This is a genomic window from Salipiger marinus (genome assembly GCF_900100085.1).
GTDB lineage: Bacteria > Pseudomonadota > Alphaproteobacteria > Rhodobacterales > Rhodobacteraceae > Salipiger > Salipiger marinus.
Map to the genome: position 1 here is coordinate 112,691 of NZ_FNEJ01000009.1, position 17,569 is coordinate 130,259.

General features: G+C 65.5%; 13 protein-coding genes. 8 read left to right on the plus strand and 5 right to left on the minus strand.

What is annotated here, in order from left to right; translation table 11 throughout:
• Window positions 1-43: 43 nt before the first annotated feature.
• From BLR51_RS12015 to BLR51_RS12030, 4 genes are all read right to left on the minus strand, one after another.
• The gene (locus BLR51_RS12015) at window positions 44-2,425 is read right to left on the minus strand and encodes a glycogen/starch/alpha-glucan phosphorylase (RefSeq protein WP_089847225.1); all 2,382 of its coding nucleotides are present in this window, start codon (window positions 2,423-2,425) and stop codon (window positions 44-46) included.
• A 120-nt stretch (window positions 2,426-2,545) separates the two neighbouring features.
• Complete coding sequence (locus BLR51_RS12020; protein ID WP_089847227.1) at window positions 2,546-3,520, minus strand: glucokinase; 975 nt, start codon at window positions 3,518-3,520, stop codon at window positions 2,546-2,548.
• A complete protein-coding gene (locus BLR51_RS12025; RefSeq protein ID WP_089847230.1) occupies window positions 3,517-4,848 on the minus strand; it encodes a GH1 family beta-glucosidase in 1,332 nt (443 codons plus the stop codon). Before BLR51_RS12025 ends, BLR51_RS12020 begins: the two co-directional genes overlap by 4 nt.
• Window positions 4,849-4,857: 9 nt before the next feature.
• Window positions 4,858-5,892, minus strand: a complete 1,035-nt coding sequence (locus tag BLR51_RS12030; RefSeq protein WP_089847233.1) for a LacI family DNA-binding transcriptional regulator — start codon at window positions 5,890-5,892, stop codon at window positions 4,858-4,860.
• Between the two features lie 253 nt (window positions 5,893-6,145).
• Between BLR51_RS12030 and BLR51_RS12035 the strand changes: the two genes are divergently transcribed.
• The 6 genes from BLR51_RS12035 to uvrA all read left to right on the plus strand — a co-directional run bounded on the left by BLR51_RS12035 (window position 6,146) and on the right by uvrA (window position 15,575).
• A complete protein-coding gene (locus tag BLR51_RS12035; RefSeq protein ID WP_089847235.1) occupies window positions 6,146-7,522 on the plus strand; it encodes an ABC transporter substrate-binding protein in 1,377 nt (458 codons plus the stop codon).
• 54 nt (window positions 7,523-7,576) lie between these two features.
• Complete coding sequence (locus tag BLR51_RS12040; protein ID WP_089847237.1) at window positions 7,577-8,575, plus strand: carbohydrate ABC transporter permease; 999 nt, start codon at window positions 7,577-7,579, stop codon at window positions 8,573-8,575.
• Window positions 8,576-8,587: 12 nt separating this feature from the next.
• A complete protein-coding gene (locus tag BLR51_RS12045; RefSeq protein WP_089847239.1) occupies window positions 8,588-9,727 on the plus strand; it encodes a carbohydrate ABC transporter permease in 1,140 nt (379 codons plus the stop codon).
• 19 nt (window positions 9,728-9,746) lie between these two features.
• Window positions 9,747-11,387 carry an alpha-glucosidase gene (locus tag BLR51_RS12050; protein WP_207543623.1) on the plus strand — a complete coding sequence of 547 codons (1,641 nt, stop codon included), beginning with the start codon at window positions 9,747-9,749 and terminating at the stop codon, window positions 11,385-11,387.
• 22 nt (window positions 11,388-11,409) lie between these two features.
• Entirely contained in the window at window positions 11,410-12,498 is a 1,089-nt protein-coding gene (locus BLR51_RS12055; RefSeq protein ID WP_089847241.1) for an ABC transporter ATP-binding protein, read from the plus strand.
• A 212-nt stretch (window positions 12,499-12,710) separates the two neighbouring features.
• Window positions 12,711-15,575 (plus strand): excinuclease ABC subunit UvrA, encoded by a 2,865-nt coding sequence (gene uvrA / locus BLR51_RS12060; protein WP_089847243.1) that lies wholly within the window; start codon window positions 12,711-12,713, stop codon window positions 15,573-15,575.
• 186 nt (window positions 15,576-15,761) lie between these two features.
• Here the strand turns inward: uvrA and BLR51_RS12065 are convergent, their stop codons facing one another.
• Window positions 15,762-16,187, minus strand: a complete 426-nt coding sequence (locus BLR51_RS12065) for a PaaI family thioesterase (protein ID WP_089847245.1) — start codon at window positions 16,185-16,187, stop codon at window positions 15,762-15,764.
• On the opposite strand from BLR51_RS12065, the gene BLR51_RS12070 reads away from it, so the two are divergent.
• The gene (locus BLR51_RS12070) at window positions 16,166-17,029 is read left to right on the plus strand and encodes an enoyl-CoA hydratase (protein ID WP_278184860.1); all 864 of its coding nucleotides are present in this window, start codon (window positions 16,166-16,168) and stop codon (window positions 17,027-17,029) included. The genes BLR51_RS12065 and BLR51_RS12070 overlap by 22 nt on opposite strands.
• Before the next feature lie 109 nt (window positions 17,030-17,138).
• Window positions 17,139-17,522: a hypothetical protein gene (locus BLR51_RS12075; RefSeq protein WP_089847249.1), complete on the plus strand. Its 384-nt coding sequence runs from the start codon at window positions 17,139-17,141 to the stop codon at window positions 17,520-17,522.
• Window positions 17,523-17,569: the final 47 nt, after the last annotated feature.

Sequence of the window (17,569 nt, forward strand, 5' to 3'; positions counted from 1 at the left end):
AGCCCGTTCCCTTATGCTTGCAATCGCCGCGGTGAGGCCCCGGTCAGGCCCCGATCAGACTCTGCGCGTTCCAGATGTCAGCCATGTAACCGCGGATCGTCCGGTCAGAGGAGAACCAGCCAGACCGCGCTGTGTTCCAGGCCGCCATGCGCGACCAGCGGCTGCGGTCGGCAAAGGCCGCGTCCACCTCGCGCTGGGCGCGCCAGTAATCGGTGAAATCCGAACAGACGAGGAAATAATCCGGCCCTTCCAGATTGCCGGTGATGCCGTGATAGCGCCCCGGATCCTGCGGCGAGAATCGCCCGTCGCGGATCAAATCCAGCGCGCGGCGCAGGCGCGGGTCAGCCTCGATGGCGCGCCATGCATGCCCGTCGACATGGCGGCGTTCCATCACCTCTTCCGCCGTCATCCCGAACAGGAAGAAATTCTCCGCCCCCACATGTTCGCGGATTTCCACATTGGCCCCGTCCAGCGTGCCCACGGTCGGCGCGCCGTTCAGCGCGAATTTCATGTTGCCGGTGCCCGATGCCTCCTTGCCGGCGGTGGAGATCTGCTCGGAGAGGTCGGCCGCAGGCACCAGCCGTTCGGCAAGGCTCACGTTATAATTCGGCAGGAAGGCCACCTTCAGATAGGGGGCGGTCACCGGATCGGCATTGATGACGGCGGCGGCATCGTTGATGAGCCGGATGATGTCCTTGGCGAAGAAATAGCCCGGCGCCGCCTTGCCCGCAAAAAGCTTCAGCCGCGGCGTCCAGCCTGCCTCGGGGTTGTCGCGAATCTCGGACCAGAGCGCGATGGTCTCGAGGATGTTCAGATGCTGGCGCTTGTATTCGTGCAGCCGCTTGATCTGCACGTCAAACAGCATGTCCGGATCCACATGCACGCCATGATGCCGCGCCATCCAGTTCGCGAGATCCACCTTGTTGTCGCGTTTCACCTGCGCGTAGCGGTCCAGCCACGCGGCATCCTGCACGTTAGGCTCCAGCCGGGTCAGCTGGTCCAGATCATCCACCCAAGCCTCGCCGATCGACTCGGTGATGAGCGAGGCAAGCCGCGGGTTGCAGCCCAGAAGCCAGCGCCGCGGGGTCACGCCGTTGGTCTGGTTCACGATGCGGTCGGGATGCAGGCGGTGCAGTTCGGAAAACACCGTGGATTTCATCAGGTCGGTATGCAGTGCCGACACGCCGTTCACCTTATGTGCCATCACGAAGGAGAGCTGCCCCATCTTCACCTGATGGTCGGCGCGCATGGACTGCTGCCGCGACGGGTTGCGCGCGGCATGGGTGGCGTCGATCCGGTCGATCAGCTGGATATGGCGCGGCAGCAGACGGCCAAACAGCGACTCGTCCCATGCCTCCAGCGCCTCGGGCAGCAGCGTGTGGTTGGTGTAGCTCAGACAGCCCTGCGCGATCTCCAGCGCGTCGTCGAAGGGCAGGCCGCGTTCGTCATGCAGCACCCGCACCAGTTCCGGCCCGGCAATCGCGGGATGGGTGTCGTTAAGCTGGATCGCCACCTTGGCGGGCAGCTTGCGCAGGTCGCCGAACTGGTTGTTGAAGCGGCGCAGGATGTCGCGCAGCGCGGCGCAGGTCAGGAAATATTCCTGTTTCAGCCGCAGCTCCTTGCCCTGTTCGGTGGTGTCATCGGGATAAAGCACGCGGGAAATGGTGCGCGCCAGCGCCTCGGGCTGGGCGGCGCCCGCGTAATCGCCGTGGTTGAAGCGGTCGAGATCGAAGGGGTGGATGGCCCGCCCCGACCAGAGCCGCAGCGTGTTGGCCCAGCGGCCCTTCCAGCCCACCACCGGCGTGTCGAAGGCTTCGGCCTCCACCTCTTCGGCGGGATACCAGCGCACGGTCTCGCCGCGCGTGTCGACATGCCCGCCAAAGCCCACGCGGTAGCGCACTTCGGGGCGTTCGAATTCCCAGGCGTGGCGCTGTTCCAGCCAGTGCTCGGGCATTTCCACCTGCCGCCCGTCGACGAAGCTCTGCCGGAACAGCCCGTGTTCGTAGCGGATGCCATAGCCATGCGCCGGACAGCCCAGCGTTGACAGGCTTTCAAGGAAACAGGCCGCGAGCCGCCCCAGCCCGCCATTGCCCAGGGCTGCATCGGGCTCGTCCGCCAGCACCGCCTGATAATCCTTGCCGAATTCGGCCAGCACGGCACGCGCCTCGTCCACCAGTTCCAGATTGACGATGCCGTCTTCCAGCAGCCGCCCGATCAGGAATTCCATCGACAGGTAATAGACCCGCTTGGCGCCGGTGTCATAGGTGCGGTGGGTGGCGTTGATCCACGCATCGGTGATCCGGTCGCGCACGGCATAGCTGACCGCCATGCGCCAGTCTTCGAGAATGGCGTGTTCGGGATCCTTGCCGAAGGAATAGCGCAGATGCTGAAGGATCGACTCCCGGAGGGAAGGCAGCTTGGTCATGGTCAGAACTCGCGGAGCTGAAATGAGGCGGGGTCATGCGGGCAGCGCATCAGAGCATATCCTGTGCACCTGCCCGCGTGATGAACAGAATTCGTGATGAAATGATGGCGGTGCGGGGATTTACGCCCTCGCCTCGGGCATTTCGCTCAAATGCCGGGCACAGCCGGTAAGCGCGGCGTAATCGTCGGTCACCAGACTGACCGGGAACTGCCCCATGAAGTCGCGGAAGCGGCCCCGGTCGGCAAAGGCTTCGGCAAAGCCGCAATCCAGCAGATGCGGGCCGAAATGCCGCGCCACGCCGCCGATCAGGTAAATCCCGCCAAAGGGCAGCAGGGTCAGCGCAAGGTTGGAACAGACCCGGCCCAGCATCCGCGCGCAGACCTCCACCGTGCGGCGGGCGCGCGGGTCGCTGCCGTCATCCATGGCCGCCATGATCTGCGCCGCCTCCAGCGGCGTGCCCGCGCCATCCTCTTCGCAGAGCCACGCATAGACCCGTTCGAAGCCGCGCCCGGACAGGATATGTTCCACGCTCGGGCCGTCATGCTTGCGCGAGATGTAGCGCAGCAGGCGCAGCTCTTCCTCGGTCTGCACGGGGATGGCCACATGCCCGGCCTCGGCGGGCGGCACCAGCGTGCGGTCGTCCAGCCGGAACACCGGGGCGGCGTTCATGCCGGTGCCCACGCCGATCACCAGCCGCGCCGATTGCGCGCTCGCGGGCTGGCCGGGCAGGATCGGGGTCAGGCAGCCTTGGGCAAGATGGCCCAGCGCATGACCCTGCGCCTGCAGGTCGTTGAGCACGGAAATCACCTCGGCCCCGGTGGCGGCATGCAGGGTGGCGCGGTCGATGTCCCAGTCGATATTGGTCAGCCGTCCCGCGCCATCGCGCACCGGGCCCGCCACCGCGACGCAGGCCGCCTGCGGGCGCATGCCGGTTTCCGCCAGATACTGCGCCAGCACCGCGCCGATGCCGTCATTTTCCGCGTTGCGGTAGCGCCGCACCGAGCCTTCGACAATTGCGCCATTGCGCCCCAGCGCCACCCGTGTGTTGGTGCCGCCGATATCGGCCAGCACCGCTGTTCCGTCCTTGCCGCTCATCGGTTCTGATCCTTCCTTAGCGCTAACGCCATCGCGTGGTAGGAGGCTTTGGGCGTTCGCGCAAGCGTGTCGAAATCCACATGCACAAGGCCAAAGCGTTTCTCGTAGCCGAAGCTCCATTCGTAATTGTCGAGCAGCGACCAGACGAAATACCCCTTCACCGGAACACCCCGTGCCTGCGCCGCGCGCAGTGCCTCCAGATGGGCGGCCAGATAGGACAGGCGGTCGGGGTCGTCCACGTCGCCGCCGCGCATTTGGTCGGGGGCGGCCATGCCGTTTTCGGTGACGTAGAGCGGCAGATCGCCGGTATATTCGGCAGCGGTGCGGATCAGGAAATCCTGCAGCCCCTGCGGATAGATCTCCCAGCACATGGCGGTCTTGGGCAGCGGTCCCTCGACCTCGCAGAGCGCAGGCCACGGGCCGGGGGCAGGGGCGATGCGCTTGCGGGTGTAGTAATTCAGCCCGCACCAGTCGAGCTTCTGCGTGATGGTGGGGAAGTCGTCCTGCCAGTTCTGCGGCAGATGCGGCTCCAGCCCGTCCAGCACGATCTGCGGGTATGCGCCCTTGAACACCCCGCCCAGAAACCAGCGGTTGTAGATGCCGTCATAGATCGCGGCGGCGTGGCGCGCCTCTGGCTCGTCGCTGGCGGGGCTGGCCCATTCCAGATTGAACACCCCGCCCAGATTGCCCAGACCCTGCGCGCGCATCACCTCGATCGCGCGGCCATGGGCCAGCAGCACATGGTGCATGGCGCGGGCGGCGGCGCGGATGTCGCGCAGGCCGGGGGCATGGGCGCCGTAGAAATGCGACAGCCACGCCACGCACCACGGCTCGTTGATGGGGGCCACCGACCACATGCGGTCGCCGATACGGTCCATGATGATCTCGGTGAAATCGGCAAACCAGCTGGCCACGTCGCGGTTGCGCCAGCCGCCCAGATCGGCCAGCGCCGAGGGCAGTTCCCAATGGTACAGCGTGGCGCAGGGTTTCAGCCCCCGCTCCAGCATGGCATCGGTAAGCCGGTCGTAGAAATCCAGCCCCTCGGTGTTCACGGGGCCGCGCCCCTCGGGCAGCACCCGCGCCCATGAGGTGGAGAAGCGGTAGGCGTCGAATCCGGCAGCGGCGACCAGATCCAGATCCTGTTCGTAAAGATGGTAATGATCGCAGGCGCGCGCGCCATGTTCGGCCCGGACCACATTGCCGGGCGTGTCGGCAAAATCGTCCCAATGGGTGCGCCCGGCGCCGCCAAAGCCGTGGCCTTCGATCTGGTAGCTGGAAGTGGCGGTGCCAAACAGGAAGTCTTCGGGAAAATCCTTGCGGGTGAACATGGGCGCTCCTCAGATGCGGGACAGGGGGGCAGGGCCGGTGGAGGCGCCAAGGATCAGCTGTGCCTCCAGCAGGTGCTGTTCGGCGGGGCGGCCCGGTTCGGCGATATGGCGCAGCAGCAGCGCGGCGGCGATGCGCCCCGCCTCGCGCACCGAAGACCGCGTGGCGGTGAACACCGGCACGTCGGGGCCGTTGCGCAGATAGCTCAGATCATCGTCATGGGTGATGACCGACACGTCGCGCGGCATCTCGAGCCCCGCCGCGTGAATCGCCCGCCGCACCCCGATGGCGCTGATCAGCGAAGACACCAGAAAGGCGCTGGGCGGCTGGTCCAGCGCCAGCATCCGGGAAGCGGCGGCAAAGCCGTAAGGTTCGGTCATCTCGTCAGAGGCCATGAGCCTTGGATCGGGCGCGAGCCCGCGCGCGGCCAGCGCCGCGTCGTAGCCCATGCGGCGGCGATGGGCGAAATCCATGAATTCCAGCCCGTTGATCAGCCCGATCCGCTGGTGGCCCAGATCGATCAGAAATTCCGTGGCGCGGCGAAAGGCGCGGGTGTTGTTCACATCCACCCAGGAATAGGGCTGCGCCAGATCCGAGGCGCGGCCATGCACCACGAAGGGCAGGCCCAGCCCTATCAGGAACGGGATGCGCGCATCCGCCATCTTCGGCCCGTGCACGATCAGCCCGTCGACATTGCCCTTCGCCTTCAGGCGGCGGTAATTCTCCTCCTCGTCGCGGTCATCGGTCAGCGACAGGGTCATGTCATAGCCCGCCTTGACGTATTCCTCTGACGCGCCCGCGACAAAATCCCCGAAGACCGGGTTGACCATCTCGTGCTGCTTGGAGCTGGGGATGACATGACCGATGGCCATGGCGCGGCCCGTGGCCAGCCCCTTGGCGCGGGCATTGGGGGCATAGTTCAGCGCCTGCGCCGCTTCCAGAACGCGGGTGCGGGTGTCCTTGTTGACCTCCGGATAGCCGTTCAGCGCGCGGCTGACCGTGGTCTGCGACAGGTTGAGATGGGCGGCCAGCTGTTTCAGGTTCATCGCCGGATCTCCAAAGCGCTTCGAGCTTGCTCAAGCCTAGCGCCAAATGCCGGAAAAGGTGAAGACCCTTTCCGAACTGCCCGCAAATCCCGCCGCAAGGTGCAGAAGACGCGGGGTTAACAGGCGGTCCCTGATTGACAGGTTGCATCAAAAGCGGGACGCTTCGACATGTTCAAAGCGGTTTGAGGCGATTCTGCCGCAACCGCAGCGACGGCGCGGGGAGGCTGCGCCAGAGACATGAGGAGACGAGGCCATGACCTTCATCACGAAGACGGGCGGACGGCGCCTGTGCCTTTGGGGCACGGCGGGCGCATTGGCGCTGCTGGCGGGAACGGCGCAGGCGCAGATGGTGTTCACCCCCGGCGAGGGCGATTTCAACTGGCAGAGCTACGAGGAGTTTGCCGCAGAGCATGATCTTTCCGGCGAGACGGTCAACATCTTCGGCCCGTGGCGCGGCGACGATCAGGCGCTGGTGGAATCCGTGCTGGCCTATTTCGCCGAGGCGACGGGGGCCAATGTCAGCTACGCCTCGTCCGAAACCTATGAACAGCAGATTGTCATCGACGCCGAAGCCGGCAGTCCGCCCAACATCGCCATCCTGCCGCAGCCGGGGCTGATCGCCGATCTGGTCTCCAAGGGCTTTGTCGAGCCGCTGGGAGAGGAGACCGCCGACTGGCTGCGCGAGAATTACGCTGCGGGCGACAGCTGGGTCAGCCTTGGATCCTTCCCCGGACCCGAGGGCGACAGCCAGCTTTATGCCTTTCCCTACAAGATCGATGTCAAATCGCTGGTCTGGTATGTGCCCGAGAATTTCGAGGATGCAGGCTATGAGGTGCCCGAGACGCTGGAGGATCTGAAGACCCTGACCGAAACGATGGCCGAGGAGGGCGAAACACCGTGGTGCATCGGGCTGGGATCGGGGGGGGCTACCGGCTGGCCCGCCACCGACTGGGTCGAGGATCTGATGCTGCGCGTACAGCCGCCCGAGGTCTATGACCAGTGGGTGTCCAACGAGATCGCCTTTGACGATCCGCGCGTGATCGAAGCCATCGAGGAATTCGGCTGGTTCGCCCGCAACGATGCCTTTGTCGCGGGCGGGGCCGGGGCCGTCGCCACCACCGATTTCCGCGAAAGCCCGAACGGGCTCTTTGCCTCGCCGCCGCAATGTTACCTGCACCATCAGGCCAGCTTCATCCCGACCTTCTTCCCCGAAGGCACGGAACTGGGGCTGGATGCGGATTTCTTCTATATGCCCGCCTATGAGGGCCGCGATCTGGGCAAGCCGGTGCTGGGGGCGGGCACTCTGGCCTTCATCACCAAGGACAGCCCCGGGGCGCGCGCCTTCATCGAGTTTCTGCAGACCCCCATCGCGCATGAGATCTGGATGGCGCAGTCGGGCTTCCTGACGCCGTTCAAGGGCGCCAATGCCGACACCTATGGCAGCGAGCCGCTGCGCAAGCAGGGGGAAATCCTGCTGGATGCCACCACCTTCCGCTTTGACGGGTCCGATCTGATGCCGGGTGCGGTGGGCGCGGGCAGCTTCTGGACCGGCATGGTCGATTATGTGGGCGGTGCCTCTGCCGAGGATGTGGCGGCGGAAATCCAGCGCAGCTGGGACGCCAACAAGTAACCCACGCGCCGGACCCTGCCGGGTCCGGCCTTTCGTGTCGCAGGGGAGGTCGCCATGCATCCGGCAGTTCAGGCCGTTCTGACCATCGTCATCGGGCTCGGAGCCTGCATCGGCTATTTCTGGGCCTCGAACCAGCTGCTGGACCGGGTGATCTTTCCGGCGCGCGGCGCCAATATCGCGCGCAACATCCGCCGCGCCAGCATGATCCGGCCCTGGCTGTTCCTGTTCCCGGCGATGTTCGCGCTGGGCCTTTATCTGGCTTGGCCGGTGCTGGCGACGCTGTGGCTGTCGCTGACCGACCGCGATCAGGGCGGCGCCTTCGTGGGTCTGGCGAATTACGCGCAGATGTCGCAGGATCCGAAATTCTGGGAGGCGATCCGCAACAACCTGCTGTGGCTGGTGGTGGTGCCTGCCGCCTCCACCGCCTTCGGCCTGCTGGCCGCCCAGCTGACCGACCGCATCGGCTGGGGCAATATCGCCAAATCGCTGATCTTCATGCCCATGGCGATCTCCTTTGTCGGCGCCTCGGTGATCTGGAAGCTGGTCTATGATTTCCGTCCCGTCGGGCAGGAGCAGATCGGCATCCTGAACGCGATCTGGACCGGGCTGGGGGGCGAGCCGCAGACATGGCTGACCATGGCGCCGTGGAACAGTTTCTTCCTGATGGCGGTGCTGATCTGGATCCAGACCGGCTTTGCCATGGTGATCCTGTCCGCCGCCTTGCGCGGCATCCCCGAAGAGACGGTGGAGGCGGCGATTGTCGATGGCGCAAGCCCGCTGCAGATCTTCTTCCGCATCAAGGTGCCGCAGATCCGGTCGACCATCGTGGTGGTCTGGACCACGATCACGCTGGTGGTGCTGAAGATCTTCGACATCGTGCTGGCCATGACCAATGGCCAGTGGGAGACGCAGGTGCTGGCCAATTACATGTATGACAAGATGTTCCGCGCCTTCGACTGGGGGGTGGGCTCGGCTGCGGCCATGGTGATCATGCTGCTGGTGCTGCCCATCCTTGTCTGGAACGTCGTGAACGTGCGTCGCGAAACGCGCTGAGGGGGCAGGGACATGGACAATATCGCCGGACGCAAACCCGCGCTGACATGGGTGGTGCATCTGTCGGTCGTGGTGCTGGTGGCGCTGTGGCTGCTGCCGACGCTGGGGCTGCTGGTGTCGTCCTTCCGCACGGCGGACCAGATCAGCAATTCCGGCTGGTGGTCGGCCTTTTCCGCGCAGGAACGGCAGGCCCCCGCCATCCGGCTGGAGGGGGAGGAACAGCAGCAGGGCGCAACCTATGTCATCGAAGGCACGCTGTTTCCCGCCACCGACACCACGCTGACCGCATGGGGCACCTCGTCGCGCGCGCCGCAGGCCTACGAGCCCGGACAGAGCGTGGATCTGGACGATGGCTGGCAGCTGGTCGTCGATGACCGCGGCCTGTTCCGGCTGAGCGCGCCGCAAAGCTTCGAGGGGGAGCGGCTGCCGCGGGTCTTCACCACCGCCACCACGCCGCCGGAATTCACGCTGCAGAACTATGGCAACGTGCTGTCGGGCAGCACCTCGGGCGCGGGGGTGGGGCAGGCCTTTCTCAACACGCTGACCGTGTCGATCCCAGCCACGGTCATTCCCATCCTTGTCGCCGCCTTTGCCGCCTATGCGCTGGCATGGATGGAATTTCCGGGGCGGGCGCTGCTGGTGGCGGCGGTGGTCGGGCTGCTGGTGGTGCCGCTGCAGCTGGCGCTGATCCCGCTTCTGCAGCTGCACAACGACATCGGCATCGGCAAGGGCTATCTGGGGGTCTGGCTGGCCCATACCGGCTTTGGCCTGCCGCTGGCCATCTATCTGCTGCGCAATTACATGGTGGGTCTGCCCAAGGACATCATCGAAAACGCGCGGGTGGACGGGGCCACCGATTTTCAGGTCTTCGTGAAGATCGTGCTGCCGCTGTCCTTTCCCGCTCTGGCCAGCTTTGCGATCTTTCAGTTCCTCTGGACGTGGAACGATCTTCTTGTCGCCCTAGTCTTTCTGGGCACCGACGATGACCGTCTGGTGCTGACCGCGCGGCTGGTGAACCTGATGGGCTCGCGGGGCGGACAGTGGGAAATTCTGGCCACCTCGGCTTTCGTGTCGATTGCCGTGCCGCTGATGGTGTTCTTCGCCATGCAAAAATATCTCGTCAGGGGCCTGCTCGCGGGCTCTGTCAAATGACCTCAAGGATCGATCTTACATGACCGAAAAAAGAAAACTCCCCGTGCCTGCCGACAGCGACTGGTGGCGGGGCGCGGTGATCTATCAGATTTACCCCCGCAGCTTTCAGGACACCAATGGCGATGGCATCGGCGATCTGCTGGGCATCGCCCGCAGGCTGCCGCATGTGGCCTCGCTGGGGGTGGACGCGGTGTGGATCTCGCCGTTCTTCCGGTCGCCGATGAAGGATTTCGGCTATGACGTCAGCGATTACTGCGACGTCGACCCGATGTTCGGCAGCCTTGCCGATTTCGACACGCTGGTGGAAACCGCGCATCTGCTGGGGCTGAAGGTCATGATCGACCTCGTGCTGTCGCACACGTCGGACCAGCATCCGTGGTTTCAGGAAAGCCGCTCGTCGCGCGACAATGACCGCGCCAACTGGTTCGTCTGGTCCGATGCCAAGCCCGATGGCACGCCGCCCAACAACTGGCTGTCGATCTTCGGCGGCTCTGCATGGCAGTGGGACACCACGCGCTGCCAGTATTACCTGCACAACTTCCTGACCTCGCAGCCGGATCTGAACTTCCACGAACCGCAGGTGCAGGAGGCTCTTCTGGACATCGCGCAGTTCTGGCTGGACCGGGGCGTCGATGGCTTCCGGCTGGATACCGTCAACTTCTACACTCACGATTCACAGCTGCGCGACAATCCCGCGCTGGCCGAAGACATGCGCAACCCGATCACCGCGCCTGCCGTGAATCCCTATACCTGGCAGGAGCATCTTTACGACAAGACCCAGCCGGAAAACCTGCTGTTCCTTGCCAAGCTGCGCAAGCTGATGGACCGCTACAACGCCGCCGCCGTGGGCGAGATCGGCGAGGATCTGCGCGGCATGGAAGTGCTTGGCGAATATACCGGCGGCACCGATCATCTGCAGATGTCCTATGCGTTCGAGCTGCTGTCGGCCAAGGCGCCCACCGCCTCCTATGTCAAGGACGTGATGGATCAGGTGGCCTCTGTCGCCAGCGATGGCTGGGCCTGCTGGGCGTTTTCGAACCATGACGTGGTGCGCCATGTCTCGCGCTGGGGGATCGGCGATGCCGCCGCGCGGATGTATACCACGCTGATGATGTGCCTGCGCGGCTCCGCCTGCATCTATCAGGGCGAGGAACTGGCCCTGCCCGAGGCGGAACTGGCCTTCGAGGATCTGCAGGATCCCTATGGCATCAGCTTCTGGCCCGCCTTCAAGGGCCGCGACGGCTGCCGCACGCCCATGGTCTGGGAACCGGACGAACATCACGGCGGCTTCACCGAAGGCAAGCCGTGGCTGCCGGTCAGCCATGAACATCTGCGCATGACCGTGTCGGATCAGGAAAAGGATCCGGCGGCGATCCTGCATCATTACCGCCGCGCCATCTCTTTCCGTCACAGCCACAAGGCGCTGGGCAAGGGCAGCATGGAGGATCTGTCGACCGATGGCACCGTGCTGAGCTTCCGCCGCAAGGTCAGTGGCGAAGAGCTGTTCTGCGCCTTCAACATCAGCCCCGATCCCGCGGCGATCGACGCGCCTCCGGGCAAGTGGCAGCAGGTCGGGGTGGAGCTGGGATCGACCGGCACCGCGCCGGACGGAAAGTTCCATCTCGGGCCGTGGCAGCCCGCGCTGGCAGTCAAGGTCTGAGGCAACAGGGGAGGGGACCGGCATGGCGACATTGAAGCTGACCGATGTGGGCAAGACCTATGGCGGCACCATCGAGGTGCTGCGCCACATCAATCTCGACATCAAGGCGGGAGAGCTGATCGTCTTTGTCGGCCCCTCCGGCTGCGGCAAATCCACGCTGCTGCGTATGATCGCGGGGCTGGAACGCATCACGGCGGGCACGCTGGAAATCGGCGGGCAGGTGGTCAATGACGTGCCGCCCGCGCAGCGCGGCATCGCCATGGTGTTCCAGAGCTATGCGCTCTATCCGCACATGACCGTGCGCGACAACATGGCCTTTGCCCTGCAGATCGCCAAGAAATCGAAGCCAGAGATCGACACCGCGGTGGAACGCGCGGCGAAGATGCTGCAGCTGACCCCCTATCTGGACCGCCTGCCCAAGGCGCTGTCCGGCGGGCAGCGGCAGCGGGTGGCGATCGGTCGCGCCATCGTGCGCGACCCGTCGGTGTTCCTGTTCGACGAGCCGCTGTCCAATCTGGATGCCGCGCTGCGCGTGGCGACCCGGATCGAGATTGCCCAGCTCAAGGAACAGATGCCCGACCGGACGATGATCTACGTCACCCACGATCAGGTGGAGGCGATGACGCTCGCCTCCCGCATCGTGGTGCTGGCCAATAGGGGCATCGCGCAGGTGGGATCGCCGCTTGATCTTTACGAACGGCCCAACAGCGAATTTGTGGCGCAGTTCATCGGATCCCCGGCGATGAACCTTGTGCCGGGCCGGATCACCGCCACCGGCCCCCGCACCACCGTCACGCTGGAAGACGGCGGCAGCGCGCTGTCGGACGTGCCCAGCACCGAGGCTGACATGGGGCTTTTGGTGAATGTCGGCCTGCGCCCCGAGGATTGCATGATCACTGAAGGGCAGGGGGTGTTCACCGGCACCGTCGCCCTGACCGAAGCCTTGGGCGAGGTCACGCTGCTGCATTTCGAACCGCAGGGCGAGGCACCCGCCTTCATCGCCAAGCTGCCCGGCATCCATCGCAACCTGCGCGGGCGGCAGGTGACACTGGCCTGCGATCCCGACAAGGTGCATCTGTTCCACGACGGCGGCTCGCTGCTGTATCGCTAGGCGGCGGCCCGGTCCGGGACAGCGAAGCGGCCCCGCCCTCTGGTCATGAGGCGGCGGCGGACCTATGTTATGCTGCCAATGCACAATGGATCGGTCTGCCATGGGCGGTCCGGGCGGGTGCCCGAAAAAAGTTCCGGCAATGTTCTCACTTTGCCATTGGCGCGCCCGGGTCTTTCGCCTATGTGTTAACCGTTCCGTCCTCCGAGGGTCTCATGCCAGAGCTCAAGCAGATCGAAGTGCGCGGCGCGCGCGAGCATAATCTCAAGAACATCGACGTGGACATTCCCCGCGACGAGCTTGTGGTGATCACCGGCCTGTCGGGGTCGGGCAAGTCCAGCCTTGCCTTCGACACGATCTATGCCGAAGGCCAGCGCCGCTATGTGGAAAGCCTGTCCGCCTATGCGCGGCAGTTTCTCGACATGATGGAAAAGCCGGATGTGGACCACATCGCGGGCCTGTCCCCGGCGATTTCCATCGAACAGAAGACCACGTCGAAGAACCCGCGCTCCACCGTCGGCACGGTGACCGAAATTTACGACTACCTGCGCCTGCTCTTCGCCCGGGTCGGCACGCCCTACAGCCCCGCCACCGGCCTGCCCATCGAGGCGCAGCAGGTGCAGGACATGGTGGACCGGGTGATGACCCTGCCCGAAGGCACCCGCGGCTATCTGCTGGCCCCCATCGTGCGCGACCGCAAGGGCGAATACCGCAAGGAATTTCTGGAGCTGCGCAAGCAGGGCTTCCAGCGGGTCAAGGTGAACGGCGAATTCCACGATCTCGACACGCCGCCGACGCTCGACAAGAAATTCCGCCATGACATCGACGTGGTGGTGGACCGGATCGTGGTCCGCGACGGGCTGGAGACGCGGCTCGCCGACAGTTTCCGCACCGCGCTGGATCTGGCCTCCGGCATCGCGATCCTTGAAACCGCGCCCAAGGAAGACGAGGCCGAGGCGGAGCGCATCACCTTCTCGGAAAACTTCGCCTGCCCGGTCTCGGGCTTCACCATTCCGGAAATCGAGCCGCGGCTCTTCTCCTTCAACGCCCCCTTCGGCGCCTGTCCCGACTGCGACGGGCTGGGGGTGGAGCTGTTCTTCGACCCGCAGCTGGTGGTGCCCGATGTCACGCTGAAGATCGGCGATGGCGCCATCGCCCCGTGGCGCAAGGGCAAGTCGCCCTATTTCACCCAGACCATCAGCTCGCTGGCCAAACATTACGGCTTCAAGACCACGGCCGCGTGGAAGGATCTGCCGCCACGGGTGCAGGACGTGTTCCTGCACGGGTCGGGCAAGGAAGAGATCGACTTCCGCTATGACGAGGGCGGGCGCGTCTATCAGGTCTCGCGCATCTTCGAAGGCGTGGTTCCCAACATGGAACGCCGCTACCGCGAAACCGACAGCGCCTGGGTGCGCGAGGAGTTCGAGCGCTACCAGAACAACCGCCCCTGCGGCACCTGCCACGGCTACCGCCTGCGCCCCGAAGCGCTGGCGGTGAAGATCGGCAGCCTGCATATCGGGCAGGTGGTGCAGATGTCGATCCGCGAGGCGCATGACTGGATCGAGACGGTGCCCGCCAGCCTCACCGGGCAGAAGAACGAGATCGCCCGCGCCATCCTCAAGGAAATCCGCGAACGACTGGGCTTTCTCAACAATGTCGGCCTTGAATATCTGACCATGAGCCGCGCCGCAGGCACGCTTTCGGGCGGGGAAAGCCAGCGCATCCGGCTTGCCTCGCAGATCGGCTCAGGCCTGACCGGCGTGCTTTACGTGCTCGACGAACCCAGCATCGGCCTGCACCAGCGCGACAATGACCGGCTGATCGGCACGCTGAAATCCCTGCGCGATCAGGGCAATACCGTGATCGTCGTCGAACATGACGAAGACATGATCCGTCAGGCCGATTACGTGTTCGACATCGGCCCCGGCGCGGGCGTGCATGGCGGGCGCGTGGTGGCCAAGGGCACCCCGGACGAGATCACCGCCGACCCTGCCAGCCTGACCGGGCAATATCTGGCGGGCACCCGCGAAATCGCCGTGCCCGCCACCCGGCGCAAGGGCAGCGGCAAGAAACTGACCGTGGTCAAGGCCAGCGGCAACAACCTGCACGACGTCACCGCCGAATTTCCCTTGGGCAAATTCGTCTGCGTCACCGGCGTGTCGGGGGGCGGCAAATCCACCCTGACCATCGAAACGCTCTACAAGAACGCGGCGATGCGGCTCAACGGCGCGCGCGAAACCCCCGCCCCCTGCGAGACGATCAAGGGGTTCGAACATCTCGACAAGGTCATCGACATCGACCAGCGCCCGATCGGGCGCACGCCGCGGTCGAACCCCGCCACCTATACCGGCGCCTTCACCCCGATCCGCGACTGGTTCGCGGGGCTCCCCGAGGCCAAGGCGCGCGGCTACAAGCCGGGCCGGTTCAGTTTCAACGTCAAGGGCGGGCGCTGCGAGGCCTGTCAGGGCGACGGGCTCATCAAGATCGAGATGCACTTCCTGCCCGATGTCTATGTCGAATGCGAAACCTGCAAGGGCAAGCGCTACAACCGCGAGACGCTGGAGATCCGCTTCAAGGGCAAATCCATCGCCGACGTGCTCGACATGACGGTGGAGGAGGCGCAGGAGTTCTTTCAGGCCGTGCCCTCCATCCGCGAAAAGATGGACGCGCTGATGCGGGTCGGGCTCAGCTATGTGAAGGTCGGCCAGCAGGCCACCACCCTGTCGGGCGGCGAGGCGCAGCGCGTCAAGCTCAGCAAGGAACTGGCGCGGCGCTCCACCGGGCGCACGCTCTACATCCTCGACGAGCCGACCACCGGCCTGCATTTCGAGGATGTGCGCAAGCTCTTGGAAGTGCTGCACGAACTGGTGGATCAGGGTAATTCGGTGGTGGTGATCGAACACAATCTCGATGTCATCAAGACCGCCGACCACATCATCGACATCGGCCCCGAAGGCGGCGATGGCGGCGGCGAGATCGTGGCCACCGGCACCCCCGAACAGGTGGCCGAGGTCGAGGGCAGCCATACCGGCCGCTACCTCAAACCCATGCTGACCCAGAAAAAGGTGGCCGCGGAATAACGCGGCCCCTCCGCCCCGGGGCGCCACACGGACCCGCGCCCGCTTCCGCGCGGGCCGGCGCCCCGCCGCGCCCCGGCCCGCGCGCCGCCCAGCAGCTTCTTCTTGGCCAAAATATCCCGGGGGAGTCGCCGCAGGCGACGGGGGCAGAGCCCCCTTCTTTCTCCCCGCCCGACGGCAGCACAGCCCTTACCGCCGCGCGGGCGGGATGGCATAGGTCAGCGAGGCATGGGCCACCACCTCGGCGCTGCCTTCCGAGTAAAGCAGCACATCGGTCACGCTCAGGCTGCGGCCCAGCTTCAGCACCCGCGCCTCGGCCAGCACATCCGCGCCGGAGACGGGCTTGCGCATGAAATCGATGGAGCAATGGGTGGTCACCGCCAGCGCCTGCGGCCCGATCCGGGCCAGCGTCGCCACATAGGCCGCCACATCGGCCAGCGCGAACATCGACGGTCCCGACACCGTGCCGCCGGGGCGCAGGTGGCGCTCGTCGGTCAGCAGGCGCATCACCAGCAGGGACTCGTCCATGCGGTCGATGGCAAAAAGCCCGGTGACCTGCGGAAACTCCTCTTTCAGGAACGCGTCGATCTGCTCTGCCGTCATCACCAGCGCCATGCTTTTCTCCTCTTGGTGCCCGCGCTACGCTTCCCGACAGGGATGAGGAGGACAAGATGAAACTTCTGGAACGTCACGATACCGGGGCTGTGGCACGGCTCTGCCTGAATGCGCCCGACCGGCTGAACGCGCTGTCCGATGCCATGCTGGCGGCGCTGCAGGACCAGCTTGATGCGCTGGCGCAGGACCGCGACATCCGCGTGGTGGTGATCTCTGGCGCGGGGCGGGCCTTCTGCGCGGGCCATGACCTGCGCGAGATGCAGGCGGCGCGGCAGGCGGCGGATGGCGGGGCGGCGGCTTTTGCGGATCTCTTTGCCCGCTGCGCACGGGTGATGACCGGGATCACCACGCTGCCGCAGGTGGTGATCGCGCAGGTCCATGGCATCGCCACGGCGGCGGGCTGCCAGCTGGTGGCCAGCTGCGACATGGCGGTGGCCGCCGAAGGCACGCGGTTCGGCGTCAATGGCGTGAATATCGGCCTCTTCTGTTCTACGCCCATGGTGGCGCTGACCCGCAACATCCCGCGCAAGGCCGCGTTCGAGATGCTGACCACGGGCCGCCTGATCGAGGCGCCCGAGGCGCAGGCGCTTGGTCTGGTCAACCGTGTGGTCCCACCTGACGCGCTGGCGGCAGAGACCTTGGCGCTGGCACAGACCGTGGCGGCCAAGCTGGGGGCGGCGGTGAGGATCGGCAAGAGCGCGTTTTACGCGCAGGCCGACCTGCCGCTGGATCAGGCCTATGCCCATGCGGGCGCGGTGATGGCGGAGAACATGTCATGGCGCGACACCGAGGAGGGCATCGCCGCTTTTCTGGAAAAACGCAGGCCGGACTGGCAGGGCTGAGCTGCGGGATCCGGCGGGTTTCCGCCGCCGTTCCCCGGTGTGGCGGAGCCAAGCGACGGGATCGTGCGTTGATGCCGTGGTATCTGCACCAGATCAAAAGGACTAACCCATGGCCCGCTTCCTGACCCTGACCGCCCTTGCCGCCAGCCTGTGCCTGCCGCTTGCCGCAGAGGCGGCGCCGCGCGGATGCCCGCCGGGCCTTGCCAAGAAATCGGCGGACTGCACGCCTCCGGGCCTTGCCAAGAAGGGCCATGGCGACCGGGATGCAAAACACCGTCACGATCACGACCGCGACCGCGATGACCATCACACGCATCGCTACGACCGGGGCGACCGCATCCGCGACGGCTATGTGGTGATCCGCGATCCCCGCCGCTACCAGCTGGACCCCGGCCAGACCTATTACCGCGTGGGCGACAGCGTCTACCGGGTCGACCGCGAAACCGGGCAGGTGCTGGACCTGATGGGCGCCATCGCGGGCGCGCTGAACTGATCGGTGCCGCGCCGCCCCCCTCCTTTTGTCGCACTTCTGCGGCTTCG

What these genes read in the sequence shown, in the direction of transcription:
- BLR51_RS12015 (WP_089847225.1), bottom strand. Translation starts at nt 2,425, where the DNA reads ATGACCAAGCTGCCTTCCCTCCGGGAGTCGATCCTTCAGCATCTGCGC.
- BLR51_RS12020 (WP_089847227.1), bottom strand. Translation starts at nt 3,520, where the DNA reads ATGAGCGGCAAGGACGGAACAGCGGTGCTGGCCGATATCGGCGGCACC.
- BLR51_RS12025 (WP_089847230.1), bottom strand. Translation starts at nt 4,848, where the DNA reads ATGTTCACCCGCAAGGATTTTCCCGAAGACTTCCTGTTTGGCACCGCC.
- BLR51_RS12030 (WP_089847233.1), bottom strand. Translation starts at nt 5,892, where the DNA reads ATGAACCTGAAACAGCTGGCCGCCCATCTCAACCTGTCGCAGACCACG.
- BLR51_RS12035 (WP_089847235.1), top strand. Translation starts at nt 6,146, where the DNA reads ATGACCTTCATCACGAAGACGGGCGGACGGCGCCTGTGCCTTTGGGGC.
- BLR51_RS12040 (WP_089847237.1), top strand. Translation starts at nt 7,577, where the DNA reads ATGCATCCGGCAGTTCAGGCCGTTCTGACCATCGTCATCGGGCTCGGA.
- BLR51_RS12045 (WP_089847239.1), top strand. Translation starts at nt 8,588, where the DNA reads ATGGACAATATCGCCGGACGCAAACCCGCGCTGACATGGGTGGTGCAT.
- BLR51_RS12050 (WP_207543623.1), top strand. Translation starts at nt 9,747, where the DNA reads ATGACCGAAAAAAGAAAACTCCCCGTGCCTGCCGACAGCGACTGGTGG.
- BLR51_RS12055 (WP_089847241.1), top strand. Translation starts at nt 11,410, where the DNA reads ATGGCGACATTGAAGCTGACCGATGTGGGCAAGACCTATGGCGGCACC.
- uvrA (WP_089847243.1), top strand. Translation starts at nt 12,711, where the DNA reads ATGCCAGAGCTCAAGCAGATCGAAGTGCGCGGCGCGCGCGAGCATAAT.
- BLR51_RS12065 (WP_089847245.1), bottom strand. Translation starts at nt 16,187, where the DNA reads ATGGCGCTGGTGATGACGGCAGAGCAGATCGACGCGTTCCTGAAAGAG.
- BLR51_RS12075 (WP_089847249.1), top strand. Translation starts at nt 17,139, where the DNA reads ATGGCCCGCTTCCTGACCCTGACCGCCCTTGCCGCCAGCCTGTGCCTG.